This is a genomic window from Janthinobacterium sp. Ant5-2-1 (genome assembly GCF_001445815.1).
Classification (GTDB): domain Bacteria; phylum Pseudomonadota; class Gammaproteobacteria; order Burkholderiales; family Burkholderiaceae_D; genus Janthinobacterium; species Janthinobacterium lividum_E.
Genome location: NZ_LNCE01000018.1, coordinates 34137 through 50136 on the forward strand (window position 1 = coordinate 34137; position 16000 = coordinate 50136).

20 protein-coding genes are annotated in these 16000 nt (G+C 50.4%); 12 read left to right on the plus strand and 8 right to left on the minus strand.

Annotated elements, in window-relative coordinates; translation table 11 throughout:
* Positions 1 to 28 precede the first annotated feature (28 nt).
* Both ASN89_RS28570 and ASN89_RS28575 read left to right on the plus strand, forming a co-directional pair.
* The gene (locus ASN89_RS28570) at positions 29 to 1618 is read left to right on the plus strand and encodes a hypothetical protein (RefSeq protein ID WP_152988483.1); all 1590 of its coding nucleotides are present in this window, start codon (positions 29 to 31) and stop codon (positions 1616 to 1618) included.
* 19 nt (positions 1619 to 1637) lie between these two features.
* Positions 1638 to 2099: a hypothetical protein gene (locus ASN89_RS28575; RefSeq protein WP_152988484.1), complete on the plus strand. Its 462-nt coding sequence runs from the start codon at positions 1638 to 1640 to the stop codon at positions 2097 to 2099.
* Between the two features lie 158 nt (positions 2100 to 2257).
* Here ASN89_RS28575 and ASN89_RS28580 read toward each other — a convergent pair whose 3' ends face one another.
* Complete coding sequence (locus tag ASN89_RS28580) at positions 2258 to 3346, minus strand: CAP domain-containing protein (RefSeq protein ID WP_161911749.1); 1089 nt, start codon at positions 3344 to 3346, stop codon at positions 2258 to 2260.
* Positions 3347 to 3541: 195 nt separating this feature from the next.
* On the opposite strand from ASN89_RS28580, the gene ASN89_RS07185 reads away from it, so the two are divergent.
* On the plus strand, positions 3542 to 4012 hold the full coding sequence (locus ASN89_RS07185; protein WP_235501896.1) for a lytic transglycosylase domain-containing protein: 471 nt from the start codon (positions 3542 to 3544) through the stop codon (positions 4010 to 4012).
* A 369-nt stretch (positions 4013 to 4381) separates the two neighbouring features.
* Here the strand turns inward: ASN89_RS07185 and ASN89_RS07190 are convergent, their stop codons facing one another.
* The 4 genes from ASN89_RS07190 to ASN89_RS28590 all read right to left on the minus strand — a co-directional run bounded on the left by ASN89_RS07190 (position 4382) and on the right by ASN89_RS28590 (position 6499).
* Positions 4382 to 4798: a hypothetical protein gene (locus ASN89_RS07190; RefSeq protein WP_152988486.1), complete on the minus strand. Its 417-nt coding sequence runs from the start codon at positions 4796 to 4798 to the stop codon at positions 4382 to 4384.
* A gap of 77 nt (positions 4799 to 4875) precedes the next feature.
* Positions 4876 to 5385, minus strand: coding sequence for a hypothetical protein (locus ASN89_RS07195; RefSeq protein ID WP_058048789.1), 510 nt, complete (start codon positions 5383 to 5385; stop codon positions 4876 to 4878).
* 1 nt (position 5386) lies between these two features.
* On the minus strand, positions 5387 to 6106 hold the full coding sequence (locus ASN89_RS07200) for a hypothetical protein (RefSeq protein ID WP_058048854.1): 720 nt from the start codon (positions 6104 to 6106) through the stop codon (positions 5387 to 5389).
* An 18-nt stretch (positions 6107 to 6124) separates the two neighbouring features.
* Complete coding sequence (locus ASN89_RS28590; RefSeq protein WP_152988487.1) at positions 6125 to 6499, minus strand: hypothetical protein; 375 nt, start codon at positions 6497 to 6499, stop codon at positions 6125 to 6127.
* Positions 6500 to 7520: 1021 nt separating this feature from the next.
* Here ASN89_RS28590 and ASN89_RS28085 point away from each other — a divergent pair.
* The 5 genes from ASN89_RS28085 to ASN89_RS29275 all read left to right on the plus strand — a co-directional run bounded on the left by ASN89_RS28085 (position 7521) and on the right by ASN89_RS29275 (position 10625).
* Entirely contained in the window at positions 7521 to 8768 is a 1248-nt protein-coding gene (locus ASN89_RS28085) for an integrase domain-containing protein (RefSeq protein ID WP_161911750.1), read from the plus strand.
* A gap of 86 nt (positions 8769 to 8854) precedes the next feature.
* A complete protein-coding gene (locus ASN89_RS07210) occupies positions 8855 to 9322 on the plus strand; it encodes a LexA family protein (RefSeq protein WP_082654453.1) in 468 nt (155 codons plus the stop codon).
* A gap of 2 nt (positions 9323 to 9324) precedes the next feature.
* On the plus strand, positions 9325 to 9873 hold the full coding sequence (locus tag ASN89_RS29265; RefSeq protein WP_200968986.1) for an SOS mutagenesis and repair protein: 549 nt from the start codon (positions 9325 to 9327) through the stop codon (positions 9871 to 9873).
* A gap of 12 nt (positions 9874 to 9885) precedes the next feature.
* Positions 9886 to 10071, plus strand: coding sequence for a DNA polymerase thumb domain-containing protein (locus ASN89_RS29840; RefSeq protein WP_200968989.1), 186 nt, complete (start codon positions 9886 to 9888; stop codon positions 10069 to 10071).
* Positions 10026 to 10625, plus strand: coding sequence for a DUF4113 domain-containing protein (locus ASN89_RS29275; protein ID WP_200968987.1), 600 nt, complete (start codon positions 10026 to 10028; stop codon positions 10623 to 10625). The genes ASN89_RS29840 and ASN89_RS29275 overlap by 46 nt, the downstream gene beginning before the upstream one ends.
* Before the next feature lie 135 nt (positions 10626 to 10760).
* Here ASN89_RS29275 and ASN89_RS07220 read toward each other — a convergent pair whose 3' ends face one another.
* Complete coding sequence (locus ASN89_RS07220; protein ID WP_200968988.1) at positions 10761 to 11129, minus strand: hypothetical protein; 369 nt, start codon at positions 11127 to 11129, stop codon at positions 10761 to 10763.
* Between the two features lie 2 nt (positions 11130 to 11131).
* Positions 11132 to 11593 carry a TraR/DksA family transcriptional regulator gene (locus ASN89_RS07225; protein WP_058048791.1) on the minus strand — a complete coding sequence of 154 codons (462 nt, stop codon included), beginning with the start codon at positions 11591 to 11593 and terminating at the stop codon, positions 11132 to 11134.
* Positions 11594 to 11800: 207 nt separating this feature from the next.
* Here ASN89_RS07225 and ASN89_RS28090 point away from each other — a divergent pair, with 207 nt between their 5' ends.
* Positions 11801 to 13027 (plus strand): DUF1173 family protein, encoded by a 1227-nt coding sequence (locus tag ASN89_RS28090; RefSeq protein ID WP_161911751.1) that lies wholly within the window; start codon positions 11801 to 11803, stop codon positions 13025 to 13027.
* Between the two features lie 303 nt (positions 13028 to 13330).
* The gene (locus ASN89_RS07235) at positions 13331 to 13885 is read left to right on the plus strand and encodes a thioredoxin fold domain-containing protein (RefSeq protein ID WP_058048793.1); all 555 of its coding nucleotides are present in this window, start codon (positions 13331 to 13333) and stop codon (positions 13883 to 13885) included.
* 6 nt (positions 13886 to 13891) lie between these two features.
* Here the strand turns inward: ASN89_RS07235 and ASN89_RS07240 are convergent, their stop codons facing one another.
* Positions 13892 to 14617: an EAL domain-containing protein gene (locus ASN89_RS07240; protein WP_152988488.1), complete on the minus strand. Its 726-nt coding sequence runs from the start codon at positions 14615 to 14617 to the stop codon at positions 13892 to 13894.
* A 68-nt stretch (positions 14618 to 14685) separates the two neighbouring features.
* Between ASN89_RS07240 and rnc the strand changes: the two genes are divergently transcribed.
* On the plus strand, positions 14686 to 15357 hold the full coding sequence (gene rnc / locus ASN89_RS07245; RefSeq protein WP_058048795.1) for a ribonuclease III: 672 nt from the start codon (positions 14686 to 14688) through the stop codon (positions 15355 to 15357).
* Positions 15339 to 15941 (plus strand): YcbK family protein, encoded by a 603-nt coding sequence (locus ASN89_RS29845; RefSeq protein ID WP_152988489.1) that lies wholly within the window; start codon positions 15339 to 15341, stop codon positions 15939 to 15941. Before rnc ends, ASN89_RS29845 begins: the two co-directional genes overlap by 19 nt.
* Positions 15942 to 16000 lie beyond the last annotated feature (59 nt).

A 16000-nucleotide genomic window follows, 5' to 3' on the forward strand; every position in this document is an offset into this window, starting at 1 on the left:
GTCTGGCTCTGTCCCAGCGAAACCCATTATGATTCGAACTGATTTGTATCGCCGAAGGAAGCAGGATGGCTTCGCGATGATTGATGTGATGCTCGCCTTGATGGTTACGGCTTTAATAACCTTGGGGTCAATCCAGTCAACGGTAATTGCGAACAAACTGAATTTTGCAGCATCTCAAGGCGGCGCTTTAGCAATTGCTAGAAATGCAGGTGAGACTTATGCGCAAGAGAACTATCTTGCACTCCAGCAAGGGGGATCAATCACCAAAAACGGTTATACCGTTAGCGCCGGCAGTATGGCTGGTCAGACAATGCGTCCTAGCATTGAAAGCCTTATCAAGCTTGGCTACTTGCAGAATGGATTCTCGGAAGACTCGGTTTTCAGCAACGGTCAAGTACCTGGCAAATTCCGATTTGAAGTCGAACGCACACCTGATGGTTGTTGGTTGATCGGGGCGGGAGAGCAATGCGACGTCGGAGGTAGGGTATACATCGACAAACCTATTCAATCCGCAGGCACCAACGAGGCTGATGGGCCAGCTATATCTGCAATTACCGATAAGGTAGGCGTCAACGCAGGCTTTTCATTATTACCAGACACCTCCAAGATCACTTACTTAGGTGGATCGGGCACCACTGTAAATCCTTTACCTGGCAATCCAGCTGGCGTCGTCGCCGCCCGTTTTGGATATGGTGCTTCAGGACTAAGCCAGTTCGTACGTATCAACGACAACCGCGATCCCAGCCTACGCGGGGAACTTTCCGTTGCTGGTAAAGGTACTTTTGGAAAGGAGATCAAGTCGAGCGAATCCGTAGGGGCCACGGACGTCGAAACGTGTCTCCGCGCAGCAATGCTAAAAAATGGTGAGATCCTTACCCGTGCCTCCAACTGTTTGGTACGCGCCTTCCTCGACCCAAACTCCGCTGCAATCGGTGTGACTGACAATAGCGGAATCACCAACGCGCAACTCGACGGAATGACCGGTCGAGTATCCGGTTCACTGTTGAATTCTGCCGTCCAAGCTACGCCTGGCGGTGCTTGTTCAAAAGAAAACGACATTGCCAATACACAACCGACTAATACTGCGGCCGGCCTGCTGGTTTGCCGCGGAGGAAGCTGGCGAAATCCCGCACTCGTTACAAGTAATCGTGGGGCTGTTTGCTCAGTAGAAGGTGGAATTGCAGTTAATGCCTCTAATCAAGAGACATTAGTTTGTCAGTCAGGCATATTTGTTCCACTCACCAACTTCACTAAAACATCAGTCGCAGGATCGAGCTGCAGCCCTGAGACTGCGATATCTCAAACGACAGCTGGATCGTCACTAATATGTCAAGGTGGGATTTGGGTGGATCTGGTAGGGCGTATGGGCAAATTTGCTTTTCAGGCAGCAACAATGGTCACCGTCTCAGAAACAAGTCAAGGAGCTTTCGTTCAGGCCCCAAATTGTTTAGCAAACGGAGTTCCGAAAATTTATCTTATCCCGAAAAGCGAAGAACAAATTGGCTATATTAATCATTTCGCCACTGGATCAGGTCCATGGAATGTCTATGTACAAGATGGCGTCGGCAACCCACTTCAAGGCGTATTGATAGCGCAGACATATTGCTATTATTTGTAATTAAGAAAAGGAGTATTTAATGAAGAAATTTATTTATTTTTGCATGACTTCGATGTTTGCACTGTCAACAGTGACAGCGCACGGGCAAGCTGTTGATTCTACTGGTTTGGATAAATTGTCCGGCGTCAGCGGAAGGGTAGACAAACTTATTCCTGCTGCGGTTCCAGGTCCAGCGGGGCCAGCAGGGCCAGCTGGATCAGCAGCTGACGTTCTGCAAGGCACAATGTGCGGCTTGGCAAGATTCGTTGAAACGACAGGCGGTGGCACCAGCGGTCGTGCTGGCATTTGGGTTGACACTAGCTGCCAAGGATACAAAATTTTCGAAATGGTTCGGGACAAATACCTGCGTTGGAGTGCAGTTGGCGTTTGCCCTGCAGGGTTCGCCTTAAAAAGAATAAGCTACGATAATATAAACAATGGTGTAGAGGGCAGTACAAATTCATCAGAGATAACAACAACTTATTCGTGCTTGAAAACTTAATTTCTACTGCAACAATTAATAAGTCATATACTATTATAAAATTTGGCCGTATCGGATAATTATAGCTGACAGCAACCGTGGCGAATTCGTATGCCGTAGGCTGCTGTCCGATTTATTACTGTGATTTAGCTGCCGCTTATCAATGTTTCCAACTCTGGTTAATATGATCCGGTACTAAACGAGAACGACACAGTAATTGCAGCACCGTTATTCATTCCTGCTGAAGTAAAATTGTAAGTGGCATTTTTCTCCAGCGGTGATAAGGGCATCAGGATAGCAACAGAACCGGATGTAATAAGGCCATTGCTATCGTTTTCCTTGTTGAGCAATTGCAAGGGAATATCGACGCTGGTTCCTGTTTTACGCAGCACGTATCCACTCAAAGTCAACGTATTTCCATCACGTACTTTGACATAAATTGGATGGCCAATTGGGTTACTCACCAGATTTCGGCCAGGGATAGGCGATGGTATTTCATCGGTATATGTTTTGGACAAAATACCAGTTGTACCGGCACATGGGTACGTCAAAATCTTATCAGCTGCGATCTGTTGACGCGGACGTTCTGCTGTCGATCCGATGTTGACGACAACGCGCCGCCAGTACGTATCCGTAACGCCAAAGCCGACACCCACATCACGCTCACCGTCCAGCATGCCATCACCATGGTACGGAATTGTAAACAAGTCCATGACTGCGGATTGACCATAGGTCGAGCCGTAGGATTGGTTATAGGTAACTGGATATGGTTCAGTTAACACTTCCGATCCCGAAGTAGCTGCGTATCCAGCAGCTGTAAAGCGGTTAGCCAAGGTGGCGCCAGTGAAACCATTCGGGTAGGCGACCTTATCTTGGTTGTGGCTCATGAAGTGATTTACCGACAGGTAGCTTGCGTGTCCTTGTGCCGCTACGTCGAGCTTCGCATCTTGCTGCAACAAGCCAAATCCGCAGGCCAGGCGCTGGGCATTCAGGTAGTCATAAGCATTGCGCTGTTCGGTTCCGGTCGCGTACGTTGCTGCGGCGACGGTGGTTTGGATTGTAGAAACGCCAGGTGTCGGTGTAACTGGCGGAGTTACAGGGGGCGTAACTGGTGGCGTAACTGGTGGCGTAACTGGTGGCGTGACAGGTGGCGTGACAGGGGGCGTGACGCCGACCGAACCGTTACCCTCGGAACCACCACCGCCGCCACATGCGACTAACAAAGTTGCAACTACTGCAGCGAAGACGTTCGATTTAAAAGCTTTCATTTCGTTCCTAAACAAGTTGAAGATGTATCTAGAATACCGTCTGAATTCACTGATGCAAGCGTGAAAGCTATCAGGAAGAGGGCGTTCAACAGATTTTTTTGCAATATTTTATCACGACAGAAATTGCCTTACAGAAATTATAATTATCCTTCATAAACCGTCCTCTTGGGGCCATTAAAGTAGAAAACGCAAGCGATGAAAATTATGGATCCATGCGCAAAATTTGGATTGTTAAGGAATTGGTTAGTTTTTGGTTTTTTGACTACATCTCTCAATGCGGCCAACGCTGATTGTTTCGACGACGCTGCTCACTTTCAGCAAGTCAACCCGTGGATTCTGAGAGCTATTGCGGCCGAGGAGTCCAGCTTCAGACCCAGCATAGTGACAAACAATACCAACCGATCAGTTGATCGCGGTTTGACGGGAACTAATAGCGTGCATCTCCCTGAACTTGCCAAGTTCGGAATCGGCGCTAACGACTTGTTTGACCCGTGCAAGTCGATCTACGTTGCTGCTTGGCTGCTTAGAAAGAAAATGAATAAACACGGTAACAACTACATTGCAGTCGGCGCCTACCACAGCGAAACGCCGGATAAACGAGACATTTATGCAAATAAGATTCGTAGGCGGATTTCCGAATGGACCGCGCGTGGATGGATTCGCTAGCTATGATCAGGCCAACGCCGCACTCGAGAGTTGCGGCGCACCATTACGCCTTGACTTTGAACTCTATAACAGGCGCTTCTTAGCAGGCATAATTTATGGTACTCGATTGGTCTATGGGATTTGCGGTAAAAGTCGTTACAAGACCATCTTCGCAATACTGGCTGCATCTCCCTGGCATTCTTCTTGATTTTTCCCCGTAAGCACATCACCTGGTATAACTGCTTTCTAGAATTGCGAACCCTCGGGAAACGGACCGATTCATACTCAATAGCGATGGCTTCGTTCTGTTGGATTGCTTTTTTTCTCTTCCGATGTGCCCCCCCATCCATTAGGACGTGGAGGGGACTCACGTTGATGTGCGAGTTTTTTTCAATGGTTAAAATCACGGATGAAAGTTTTACGAGCTGCTTCCATCACCCCGTCTTGTTGAACGTCAGAGGCCGTATTCGAGACAGATTGCCAAAATTCCAACCCGGATAGGGTCATTGCATGATGGAATCTGTGAAACGAATACATCGCGTGCTCAAGGTTGCCGCTTGGCACGACCATGAGATAGATCGCGCTGTAGAGGTTCCACCAAGTGGCACGCAGATCCCCCTTGCCCGTCAAATAGGCATGTACCGACCTCCGGTCACCGTCGATGACTTTACATCCCCATCCGCTTGAGGTATCACCCACCACACTCGTAAGTCTTTTGGAGTGCAACGAACGAAGCATGGCGGAGCGCTCGCACTGGGCCCAATCAACGTGTTTGAGGTCAGCGTTACTCATTAATCTCTTTTTCATGTGCGACTCCTTCAGTGGTTTTGAGAAAGAGTATCAATGGTAATGAGCAGCGCAAGTATACCTTGCGCTGTCCACGTTCAATCAGGTGCCCTTCGTAATTGATCCATCAACTCTGCCTTTAGCTTGGGGTCCATTGTGGAAACAACCCGTGTGAACGAGCGTCCGACGGCCGCTTCATCGGCTTGAACGGATCCTCGTTCCATCCCCACTACCCAGGCTGCCGCAATTAGAAATGCCCCGACTACGGCGCCGGCTAGTGCATACCAGGCTGGAACGTAGGGATGCTCATTTCGCCCTCCGCCTGCACTGGCAGTCTTGATGCAGCGGGTGATTTGAGATTCGATATCGCGCATGAGTTTGGCTCGAGCTGCATCGGCAGCACCGTTATCTGGCAAAGCCTTTTGCGCTGCTGCACGAATGTCCGCGGCCAGCCGCTCCAAATCGGCAGTTACAACGTTTCCGGCCTGGAGCATTTGATGGCTGTAGAACAAGGCGGCGATTACAAGCGGATCGTCCGGCGACATTTTCTCACCAGTAGCTAAGAACACATCGTCAACTACCTGCTTCCGCTTTGCCGATTGATCCATATCAGAAATCAAGCTTCTCGAGTTGGCCGTAGATTCCATTCTTCACACTGGTTAAACGATGACGATTCGCAAAGTGAAACATCGGTGAAGCTAGTGCTTCATTGAAAGTAAGATAGTGCCGAGTCATTTCACCGACGTCACGACCAGATGTATCTGCTGTAAGTTCTTGGAGGTGCACAACTCCGAACAGACGGGATTTTGACTCCCTGTACAGCGCCGAGTCTTTGAATCCAACGCCATCCTTGCGGACCTGGCCAAAGTATTCATTCACCCAAACCAGAACGGGTGTTTTAAAAAACTCCAGGATTGTCTGCAGTCCGCGGATAGTTTCGTCGATCGCCTGCCCGCCGACCAGAGGCGTATGTACGACTACACGCCTGCCTGTGCTCTCGATCAACTCGAACATTTTATTTTCGTGCATGTAGTGCATCAGGGGCAAAAAAGAGGATGCCCCTGTATCGACAACACAGTCACCCTCATGTTCTGCAATACGGTTGATTAGCGCGTCAAACTTCCGGGTGTCTACTTTTAGATTATCGTCCGAAATATTGTAGTGCTGAACATTGAGTGCTTTATAGTGCGCGAAGGTCATATTCGTTGGATCGGTATCGGAACAAAAAAGGTTACGGTCGAGCGTACTTAAGAATTGGGCCAGAATCGATGCCACCATCGATTTTCCAACACCACCTTTACCCATTAATACAAAGTGAACAGTATGCATATCAAACTCCATTAAAAATTACCATTTTTCAATTTGAGAACCAGGGTTCCATGTGAATTTCTTTTCCTTGCCAATCTCGTTTAAATCCTCCACCGTTCTCAATAGTCTCGCTTCTGGTTTAATTCGGCTTTCTAGAATCTTCTTTTCTGGAGTAACTTGATGCATCGTGGCAAGCACAATTTTAGATGCTTCGCTCTCCCTCCTTAAGCGAGTCATGATAGCCCGATACTGTGCGTAAGGAATCGTAATTCCTTTCGAATTTAGATGAGCGCAAATCTGTTTGTGGTTGTAGCCTTCATCGAGTAAGAGATTGATACTTGTAAACAACCTTCTTAACTCAGCTGTGTTCGTTCTTTTTATATTGGTCATCCCAGCTGCCGTCAGTTCAGCCACGCTTACTCTCCTAAATTTTCGAGGACAATCATCAAAACTGGATATGTTGCACAATGTTGCACAACGCTGCGCATTGCTGCTAATTGATGCATTTCAGTGCGTTTCGTTGCATTACGCTGCATATTGCTGCAATAGGGTAAAGATACGATTGGCCTGTGCCAATGTTGTTCCAAATATGCCTTCTTTTTTGATCTATTTTCGATTGACCTAAGTCACTTAAAACGCTAATATCCCTTCGTCGCCATGCGGCATTGTTTCAGCCATCTTCTTTTCAGTTCCTTCGGAATCGAAAAGCACCAATTTGTACCGCCGCCTATGCGGCAATTCCCCAAGCCAGCGCACAGACCTTGGCACTACCACCACCTCAAATTGTTCATGTTGTAGTTCGTCCAGGGCCACCGTTGGCCTTTTTTTTATACAGGACGAAAACTTCTGACGAACACTGAGTGACAGCGAAACCCAGGCTACATCAGGGTAAGACGTCGCTTAGAAACACTGATTTCCCACTGAACGTGAATTACGCGCTGATAGGCGCGAACGTTGCGGTCGACATTGGGAGCGATACGAGCAGCTCGATAGCAGCTGCGCCGATGGCTCCGGTCTGGGCCATGACATATACCAAGAGACACAGAAGGGCGGATATCTGGATGCTCCCAGACGCATGAATCGCTGGCCACGTGCCGGCGCCATTGCTGCCTCCGCGACGCCTACGGGGCGAGAGTAAGACCAATTGGTGCTAGCGCCACCACAGACCTGTCCATGAGGGCGGGAAGCGCTATGTGAGAAACCACGTGAGAGTTCTAGGCCTGACAGCAGTAAGTCAGGCGATCGGCAGCCGAAAGGCGTCGGCACGTTGCCTTTTTGCCAAGAGGGAAGGTAGTGTGAAATTAGTGTGCTTACGTTAGGACCCTCTCCCCGGCTACTTACATGCATTGACGGCATTGTCGTAATGCCAATGCCGCGATATTGCTACAGGCAACGCGGCAAAATTTTGTTAAATATACAACCACGAAGGGGTAACATGTCGACACTCATATCTCAACTTAACGCGATTTTGCACAAGAACGCAGGCACCCGAGTGAACGGTAAAGTGGCGAGTGAGCGCACAAAATCTGCTACCGGTGAGCACCTTAAAGCAAGTTTCCGTCTGCTATTGGATTTAAATTATCGGCTAACAAATCCTGAAAATCTTAGTGAAAAACATGTGAAAGCTCTTTGCGAATATTGGTATAAAAATAAATATGCGGCCAAATCTATACAAAGTAATCTGTCATATTTACGGAAGTTCTGCCGATGGATCGGAAAAGCAAATATGGTTAAAAATGTTTCTCATTATCTTCCCGATGTTCCCCCTTCAGAATTACGTGTCAAAAGCTCCGCCACTCGAAGCAAAAGCTGGGCAGAAAATGGCATTGATGTTGCCAAAAAGGTAATTGAGGCTGACGCTATCGACAAACGCTTTGGTTTAATGCTGCGGATCGCAGTTGCTTTTGGACTTCGTCGGCACGAAATTATGCAATGTTGTCCATGGAAGGTCGACCGTGGTGACCGCTTCGCTGCATACCAAACTAAAGGCGGGCGTCCCAGAGACATTTATATCGATACTGCTGAACAGCGAATAGTGCTTGATCAAATTAAGAAATTAGTAAAAAAGAATGAATATCTCGGTTGGCAGACGAAGCATAATGGACAGACGGCTTCAATTGAATCTAACTTGGGGAAATGGCATAGAATGCTTGCCAAAATTGGAATTACAAAGAAAGACAGTAATGTATCCGGCCATGGGTTACGTGCTCAATATGCAGAAAATGCCGCGTTAATAGCATCAGTAATACCTCCAACATTAGGCGGTTCAGGCGGGCAGATGGCGAAGGAAGATTTAGACTTAAAGCGAGCACAAGTGAGCGAGAAACTCGGACATTCGCGCATTAGCATCACGTCAGCATACTATGGCTCATTTGGCAGAAACAATACCCCAGATTCGCCGAATCGTACGAAAGACGCAATTGCCGCTGCGGTTCAGGCAATTCCATTGGCAAAGATCAATGATATTCCGCATGATCGGATGGAGGATTGTATTCGATTGACTACAGAACTAATGATGGCCAACGCATATGTTGACCCACGCCTGGCGCACGCACTATGGGAATACCACAGCAGTCGACACTGCACTGCATGGCTCACGCCCGGCGAGAACAACATTGCGGCCCTCGAGGCAGCTTCAAACCACTTCACCCAGTTGCAGACCTCTGGCGCCTTAAAAACCTAACAACACAACCAAGGGCATTCTCGGAGTGCTATCGGTCTGCTGGCATTACGGATATACTGTATATAAACACAGTAGAAAGTATCGTCATGACAAACCTCGCCCCCATCCAGCTAACAATCAGCGCTCTGCAACCAGGTATACCTGCCCGACTCTCCGCGGAACCCGCGTCACGGCCACTGTTCTGCCAGAAAATTCCAGCCGGGTTCCCGTCGCCGGCGGCCGACTATACGGAAAAGGGGCTGGACCTGAATACTTTCATGATCCAGCACAAGGAGGCGTCGTTCTTTTTCAAGGTGGTGGGCATGAGTTTGTCCGGGGTGGGCATCCTGGATGGCGACATCGTTCTGGTTGACCGCTCCGTGACAGCAGCCCACGGCCATTACGTGCTGGCCGTCATCGATGGCGAATATACGCTCAAACGCCTGTACCGCCAGCGTGGTGTCATCGAATTGCATCCCGAAAATCCCGCATTTAAGCCAATTCGCCTGGTGGAAGGCAACGAGTTGCAGGTATGGGGCGTCGTCACTGGCGTTGTGCGCAAGTTGCGAGTCTAGCCATGGCTAATGCTCACGCCCAGCTGTTCGCCCTGGTCGACGTAAACAATTGTTACGCCTCATGTGAGCGAGCAATGGATCCCAGGCTGCGCGATGTCCCTGTGGTGGTGCTATCGAACAATGACGGATGCGTTGTTGCCAGGTCGAATGAGGTGAAGGCGCTCGGGGTCAAGATGGGAGAGCCGTGGCATAAATTACAGGCCCTGTCGCGCCAACACGGCATAGTGGCGTTGAGCAGTAATTACGCGCTCTATGCCGATTTTAGCAACCGCATCATGACTATCCTGCGCACCTACAGCCCGCACGTCGAGGTCTACAGCATCGATGAGGCCTTCCTGAGTCTGAACGGCATGAGCGGGCTGTGGGATACTCCTACGGCCATGGGCCAGGATATCCGCTCCAAGATACTCCAGTGGACCAGTTTACCGGTTTGTGTGGGAGTGGGCGCATCGAAGACGCAGGCGAAGCTGGCCAACCACATCGCCAAGAAGTTTGCTCTGTTCGACAGCGTATGTGATCTGTCCACGATGTCGGCCGCCCGTATGCTCTGACTATTTTCCCGCATCGACGTCGGCGAGGTTTGGGGCGTAGGCCGGCGCATCGGCGATAAACTGCGCGCCATGGGTATCAATTCTGTACAAGACCTGAAAGACGCCAGCCCGCGAGACATGCGCGCAAAATTCGGTGTCGTGATGGAGCGTACATGCAACGAGATTGGGGCTTATCCTGCCTGGCCCTGGAAGAGGTAGCGCCACCTCGTAAGGAAATCATTAGCTCCAAGTCTTTCGGCGCCATGGTGACCAGCATCGACGAGCTGGGCCAGGCCGTGACGTCCTATGTCACGCGCGCCAGTGAAAAACTACGGTCACAAGATTCCATGTGCGGCGCGGTCCACGTCTTTATACAGACTAACAAATTTAAACAAATGGACTTACAGTACAGCAACGGCCTGACAGTGCCCTTGATCGTACCGACTGACGATAGCCGCGTGCTGGCCGGCGCCGCACTGCATGGCTTGGAAAGGATATTCATCGAGGGCCTACGCTACAAGAAGGCCGGGGTGATGCTACTGGACCTGTCACCCAAAAGCGTGCTGCAAGGTGTGCTGTTTGATGAAGCGCGCCCGCGCGAGCCTGGTGTCAAGGTGATGGCTGCGCTCGATGCGTTGAACGCGCGATTTGGGCGGGACTCGGTGACGCTCGCATCGGCTGGGCTGGCACCACGCTGGGCGCTGCGCTCCGGCAATAAGACGCCCTGTTATACAACCAAGTGGGATGAATTACCAATAGCAAATGCAAGATGAAGGGTAGTACCGCAGAACGGAAAGCGGCGGCGCTGGCAATGAAGGAAGGTTATTGGCATCGGGCTAGCGCCTTGCCGGCGCCGGCAGCGGCACCAATCATGAGTGATGCGAGCATGATGCCGACCTGATTGGCGCTTATACGGCCGCAAAAGTCCGCGGCAAGACGCGCTGACCTTGGATATGGTAAGTGCTATTTTTTTGATGGATCAACGGCTTTACCGGATGCTTTGCGCTCGGACCTGAGTTTTCGCGGTAGTCGCCCATTAACGTGCGTAATTCACGTAAGCTGAGACCTGTTTCCTCGTGCATGCTGATCAACAAAGCAGGAGCAACTGGTACCCGGCGTTTCCGAATCTTACAGATTTGGGGGGCCTGGACGCCGAGACGTACGGCCAGTTGCCTGTCGTTCTTCACACACAATAATCGCATGACCGTGTTGAGCAGTGATTCGGGGTCGTAGTGCGGGTTATTAACTTCAACAGTCTTTGGGGTGAACTTATACATACTCATGCTCCATAATGGCTATTTTTGCTCTCACGACGCTGCTGTGCTTCTACGCACAACACGGTAGTAGGGCAGATAAGAAGGCGGCCAACACCGATCATTTCACCAGTGTCCAGACACCATCCGAACGAGTCCTGGTCAATTCGTTTGATTGCAGCTGCTACATCGAGCAACTTTTCGGCATCGCGCACCCTGGCGCCGATCGCAAGCTGATGTTCTTCCTCAGCACTGGCTCGGTCTGCCGGATCAGCGCCGGCCGAACACGTGGCAATTTCGGCAGAGGTTGTCCTGGTCCTTGCCTTCAACCATTCTTCCAACGCAACGAGTCGGGCACGGAAGAAATTTTTCTGAGATTCACTCATGTAGTGGACGTCATCCATTTGCACAAGTTGCAGTTCAGTCAAAGGGCGTACTCGAATGCGATCGTCCGCCATGAATGCCGCTGCGAAACTATGTTCGGCCATCTTCTAATCTTCCGTGTGACAGTGTTTGAGGGTAAAGAATTGTCCCACCCCATGTCGAATGACTGAAATTTAATCATGTGAAAAAAAGTGACTTTTCACGCATAGGGGGAGAGACAAGAGTGTGAGCAGATTCAAACTGCTTTTCTGATGCGTATCACGTCTCCTCATGTGACACTACAGATCTCCCCCAACTCCAATTTCTACGCCATGAGCGACGTACATCCGGTCACCATTACCCTCAACGAAAAAGTAAGAACGTTTTCAGCGAATTTTCAAACCGAGTCCACGTTTTCGAGCGGCTGGCAGTCGACATTAAAAGCAGCATACGGAAAGGCAGAACTGCGCTGCGGTTGCACTGGCATTGGTCAAAAGCGGCTTGCGGTCAAGTACTACGAAGGCAGCGATCAGTTTTCACTGGCTAGGTTTAGCATGTCCGGTGGTCAGCATTCAATCGACTGCCAGTTCTATAGCGCGAGTCCGACGCAAATTGGGGTAGGAGGTGGAACTTCCTCTGTACTAAACCTGCAACCAGATGGCTCTGTGAAGATTCGTTTAGAGATCGGAATGGTTGAGCGGGACACACCTGCAGAACTGGTTTCACCGAACAGGCCACAACAAGTACGTAAGCCGTCCACAAGCCAATCGTCGATGAAGCTACTGGGATTGCTTCACTACCTGTGGGACGAAGCTGGGCTGAATCAATGGAAGTCCGGATTTGCTGGCAAGCGCCGTCCTTCGGTCGCATACCGGTTGATAAACAACGCAACGGAGAACGTCTGGGCCGGCACCTTGAAGCTGATAGACCAGATGCTGTTGCCTGCATTTGGAGCTGATACACGTGAAGCGGACCGCAATCGTGAACGAGCCGCGGCCGCGCTTGAATCGAAGTACAGGATGCTCTTAATTGCCCCACTGGCTGCCTACACCCAGGAGAGGGCAGACATAATGGCACGGCAGATGAAGATCAGTGGTTTCCACGGGATGCCAATCGTCTACATGAAAGCCGGACTGTGGGATACCACTGTACGTAGATTCAAAAATGAGCTGTCAGCATGGCGCAATGGAGCCGGAACCGTCGCAATAGTCCAGGTAGAACTAAAAAAAAGCAGCAAGAGTGTGTATGCCTCAGCGATCGACATGGCGATCATGAGCATCACTTCAGAATTTATTCCTGTTGAGTCGAGTTATGAACGGATCGTTGCTGATCGGTTAGTGGCGCAAGGAAGATCATTTTCTAAGCCCTTACGTTTTGATTCCATCACAGATCAAGTCTTACCAGATTTCATCCTGACGGATACAAAAAGGGAAGTTCCGTTAGAGGTCTTCGGCAGAAATGACGCAGCATACCTGCAGCGTAAGAGAGAGAAGGAAGCGTACTACAATGAGCTATACGGAAGAGGGGGGATGGTGGAGTTGGGATGCATCGGCGAATAGTGATGCGGAAAGTGTGCCGCCTTTCCCCGCTGCTCGATGACAAATCAAAGCTGCGGAGCAGGGCAATTCATTCATTATAGTTAACACTGGATGGGTTCCAACTGGCGTTCTCATAGTCGCTGTTGTCGTCCTCTTCTACCTTGCTCGATCTGGTGCCGAGCAAGGCCAGAATAACCATACCCACTACGATTAGATGGGACAGGTCCAAGTTCATGAGTGCGGTAATAATTTGCATTGTTTTGCCTCCCTGATTAATTGATAGGTAAAGTACGATTGATAGGTCTATTGTAACCTGCGAATTTCATGGCACAAGTCCTCAACTCCAACACACTGATGACACTGATTGCTGGCGCTGGCCTTCTCGCCGCAGCAGCCTTTGGTGCCAACTTACTTTCAAGCCCTGCAGCCGTAACTCAGCTCGACGAACGTGCTTTGAAATCACTGACAACCGATGGCACATTCAAATCAGTTCAAGGTGACGGCTCTCGCTCAATCCATGTTTTCCTGAGCGCCGATTGCAAATTCTGTCTCCAGATCGAGCCCGAGTTTGACCAGCTGAATAACGTGACGGTATACCGACATTTGCTTCCTGGGCATACCAAAGCAGGGAGGCTCAAGGCAATCGATGTGTGGTGCTCAGACAACCAGATAAGGGCATGGAAGAAAATCGGCGAAGGGCTCGTGATACAGCCAGCGAAGTGTGGCGATGTGGCGGCGATTGATGGCAACCTGGTGCTTGCAAAACGATTAGGGCTTACTAGCACCCCAAGTATCGTTTTCGAGGATGGACATGTCTCTTCTGGGATGGTTTCAAGCAGCAACATCGCAGCGCGCATCGCATTGTCAACACCGCAGTAATCGAATTCACGCGGTTTCGCCCACCTGCTTCATACCAACCAGGCTATCGACGAACCATCCTTGGACAAGATCGACATCCAGTTCACGGGCGAAGGCAAACATTGCTTCGTTTTCAACTCCCTCCGCCACCGATTTTACTCCCTCACTACGCCACTGATTAATCAGCATTCGTAGCATACGGAAGGCATCGGGCCGTTGCATGCATGTCAGCATGAACTCGCGGTCGATCTTGACTGCTGACGCACAGCGAATTGAGTAAAGCCGCTCCAACCCATCCCTGCCAGCCCCAAAGTCATCAAGCGCTACCCGGGCGCCAACATCAATCATCCGATTCACCTTTTCGGCAATTGCCACGCGATCTGAGTATCCAGAAACCGCTTCGCTTAGCTCGAAGGTCACGTCATTTGCCGATGCCGCCTGCGCGAGGTCACATGCATTATGCGAAATGAGAATCTCGTTCGATAAGTTGACGAACACTGCCGGCAAGCCGGGCTGCGGCGTGGATAAAAAATTGATCACGGCATTATCGACTTTTGCCCACTCAATCGGCCTCGTGCCCCTGTAAAGCAATTCATAAGCCATGACACGCCCATCAGATACCTGAAGAATTGGCTGCATCTCGAAAAGGAAAGTAGCACTGGCGGCCTCACCTGATGGTATTTCCAAGTGATGAAAAATCGGTCGTGCTGTCATATTGGGATCCATGGTGATGCGCTGCGATTGTTCCGGCAAATGCCAAGCCTTTCGGACTGTTTCTCCGGCAGCAAGGTCCTAGAATGGAATTTAACGGAGAATAAAACATGCAAGATCTGAAACACTTGTCATTGCAAAGCAATATAGGCCACCATTTCAACGACGCAAATCTGCTTCACAAGGCGTTGCGGCATAAAAGCATGGGCGGCGAATCCAATGAACGCCTTGAGTTTCTGGGCGATGCCATCCTTAACTACACCGTCGCCGAAATGCTTTTTCAGCGATTTCCTAGCCTGTCTGAAGGTGATCTTTCGCGCATACGTGCGGCTATCGTGTGTCACGAGTCGCTAGTCAAGGTCGCCAGTCGAATCGGAATTGCCGATTTTTTGGAGGTGGACCAAACTCACCGAGTAGAGAAATCAAAAGATTCGATTCTCTCGGATGCGTTAGAGGCTGTTTTCGCTGCAGTTCAACTCGATGCTGGACATGACGTAGCGAAGAAGGTGATCCTTCATCACATGGAGATTCTGCTCTCGCGCGGTGAGGTTCCGTTAGGTAAAGATTCCAAGACCGCACTACAGGAACACCTCCAGGCTCGCGGCATCCCAGTACCTATTTACTCGGTGCTGAGCCAAGGAGAGCCAGGTGCTCGAACTTTCGAAGTTCAATGTGATGTCCCAATGCTCAGAATCAGGATGACAGGCAAAGGGCCTAACCGCAAAATGGCTGAAAAGGACGCCGCAGCTAAAGTACTTAAAAAGTGTGTGGCGTCATTATAATTCTCCCCCCAGCTCCTGGCGAGTCAGACATCCTTCAACCTGGGCGCCGCCGCTTCCTCAGCCATTTGGCCGGAGCGGCAGCATGTGTCGCTCTGCCGGCATTCGGTCAACCGACTGATTTCTGGTCACTGCCACGAGAGTTGTGGCTTTACCGCCCAGCAGGCAAAGGACAGCCACGTGCCGAGCAGGTTCGTGTTGTCTACTGGGCGGATGGGAGAATCATTCCAGAAGGATACATTCAGCTGTGCAATATCCTGCGCGATGTACAGGCGGGCCAGGTGGTTCAATTCGACTTGGTGATGCTTGATATCGCTCGCGGCGTTTATGGTTGGCTACGTGCGAATGGAATAGACCGGCCGCTTATCGTCAACAGTGGGTACAGGAGCTCACACACAAACGCCAATGAGGGTGGCAAGCGCAATAGCCTGCACATGCGGGCACAAGCCATGGATTTACGGATAGAGGGTGTTAGCGCGGATGCATTAAGCCGATTCGGGCGCTATCTTGCAGGAGGAGGGGTGGGCTATTACCCCGGGCGATTCACCCATCTTGATCGCGGCCGTGTGCGGCACTGGGTCGGCTGAAGCAGTTAAAAATCAAACACAAAATCTGGGAGAAAAAGTAACTTGGTGGCCCCAGCCGT

Bases quoted from the DNA above. Each gene is read 5' to 3' on its own strand.
- ASN89_RS28570 (WP_152988483.1), top strand. From the start codon at position 29: ATGATTCGAACTGATTTGTATCGCCGAAGGAAGCAGGATGGCTTCGCG.
- ASN89_RS28575 (WP_152988484.1), top strand. From the start codon at position 1,638: ATGAAGAAATTTATTTATTTTTGCATGACTTCGATGTTTGCACTGTCA.
- ASN89_RS28580 (WP_161911749.1), bottom strand. From the start codon at position 3,346: ATGAAAGCTTTTAAATCGAACGTCTTCGCTGCAGTAGTTGCAACTTTG.
- ASN89_RS07185 (WP_235501896.1), top strand. From the start codon at position 3,542: ATGAAAATTATGGATCCATGCGCAAAATTTGGATTGTTAAGGAATTGG.
- ASN89_RS07190 (WP_152988486.1), bottom strand. From the start codon at position 4,798: ATGAAAAAGAGATTAATGAGTAACGCTGACCTCAAACACGTTGATTGG.
- ASN89_RS07195 (WP_058048789.1), bottom strand. From the start codon at position 5,385: ATGGATCAATCGGCAAAGCGGAAGCAGGTAGTTGACGATGTGTTCTTA.
- ASN89_RS07200 (WP_058048854.1), bottom strand. From the start codon at position 6,106: ATGCATACTGTTCACTTTGTATTAATGGGTAAAGGTGGTGTTGGAAAA.
- ASN89_RS28085 (WP_161911750.1), top strand. From the start codon at position 7,521: ATGTCGACACTCATATCTCAACTTAACGCGATTTTGCACAAGAACGCA.
- ASN89_RS07210 (WP_082654453.1), top strand. From the start codon at position 8,855: ATGACAAACCTCGCCCCCATCCAGCTAACAATCAGCGCTCTGCAACCA.
- ASN89_RS29265 (WP_200968986.1), top strand. From the start codon at position 9,325: ATGGCTAATGCTCACGCCCAGCTGTTCGCCCTGGTCGACGTAAACAAT.
- ASN89_RS29275 (WP_200968987.1), top strand. From the start codon at position 10,026: ATGCAACGAGATTGGGGCTTATCCTGCCTGGCCCTGGAAGAGGTAGCG.
- ASN89_RS07220 (WP_200968988.1), bottom strand. From the start codon at position 11,129: ATGTATAAGTTCACCCCAAAGACTGTTGAAGTTAATAACCCGCACTAC.
- ASN89_RS07225 (WP_058048791.1), bottom strand. From the start codon at position 11,593: ATGGCCGAACATAGTTTCGCAGCGGCATTCATGGCGGACGATCGCATT.
- ASN89_RS28090 (WP_161911751.1), top strand. From the start codon at position 11,801: ATGAGCGACGTACATCCGGTCACCATTACCCTCAACGAAAAAGTAAGA.
- ASN89_RS07235 (WP_058048793.1), top strand. From the start codon at position 13,331: ATGGCACAAGTCCTCAACTCCAACACACTGATGACACTGATTGCTGGC.
- rnc (WP_058048795.1), top strand. From the start codon at position 14,686: ATGCAAGATCTGAAACACTTGTCATTGCAAAGCAATATAGGCCACCAT.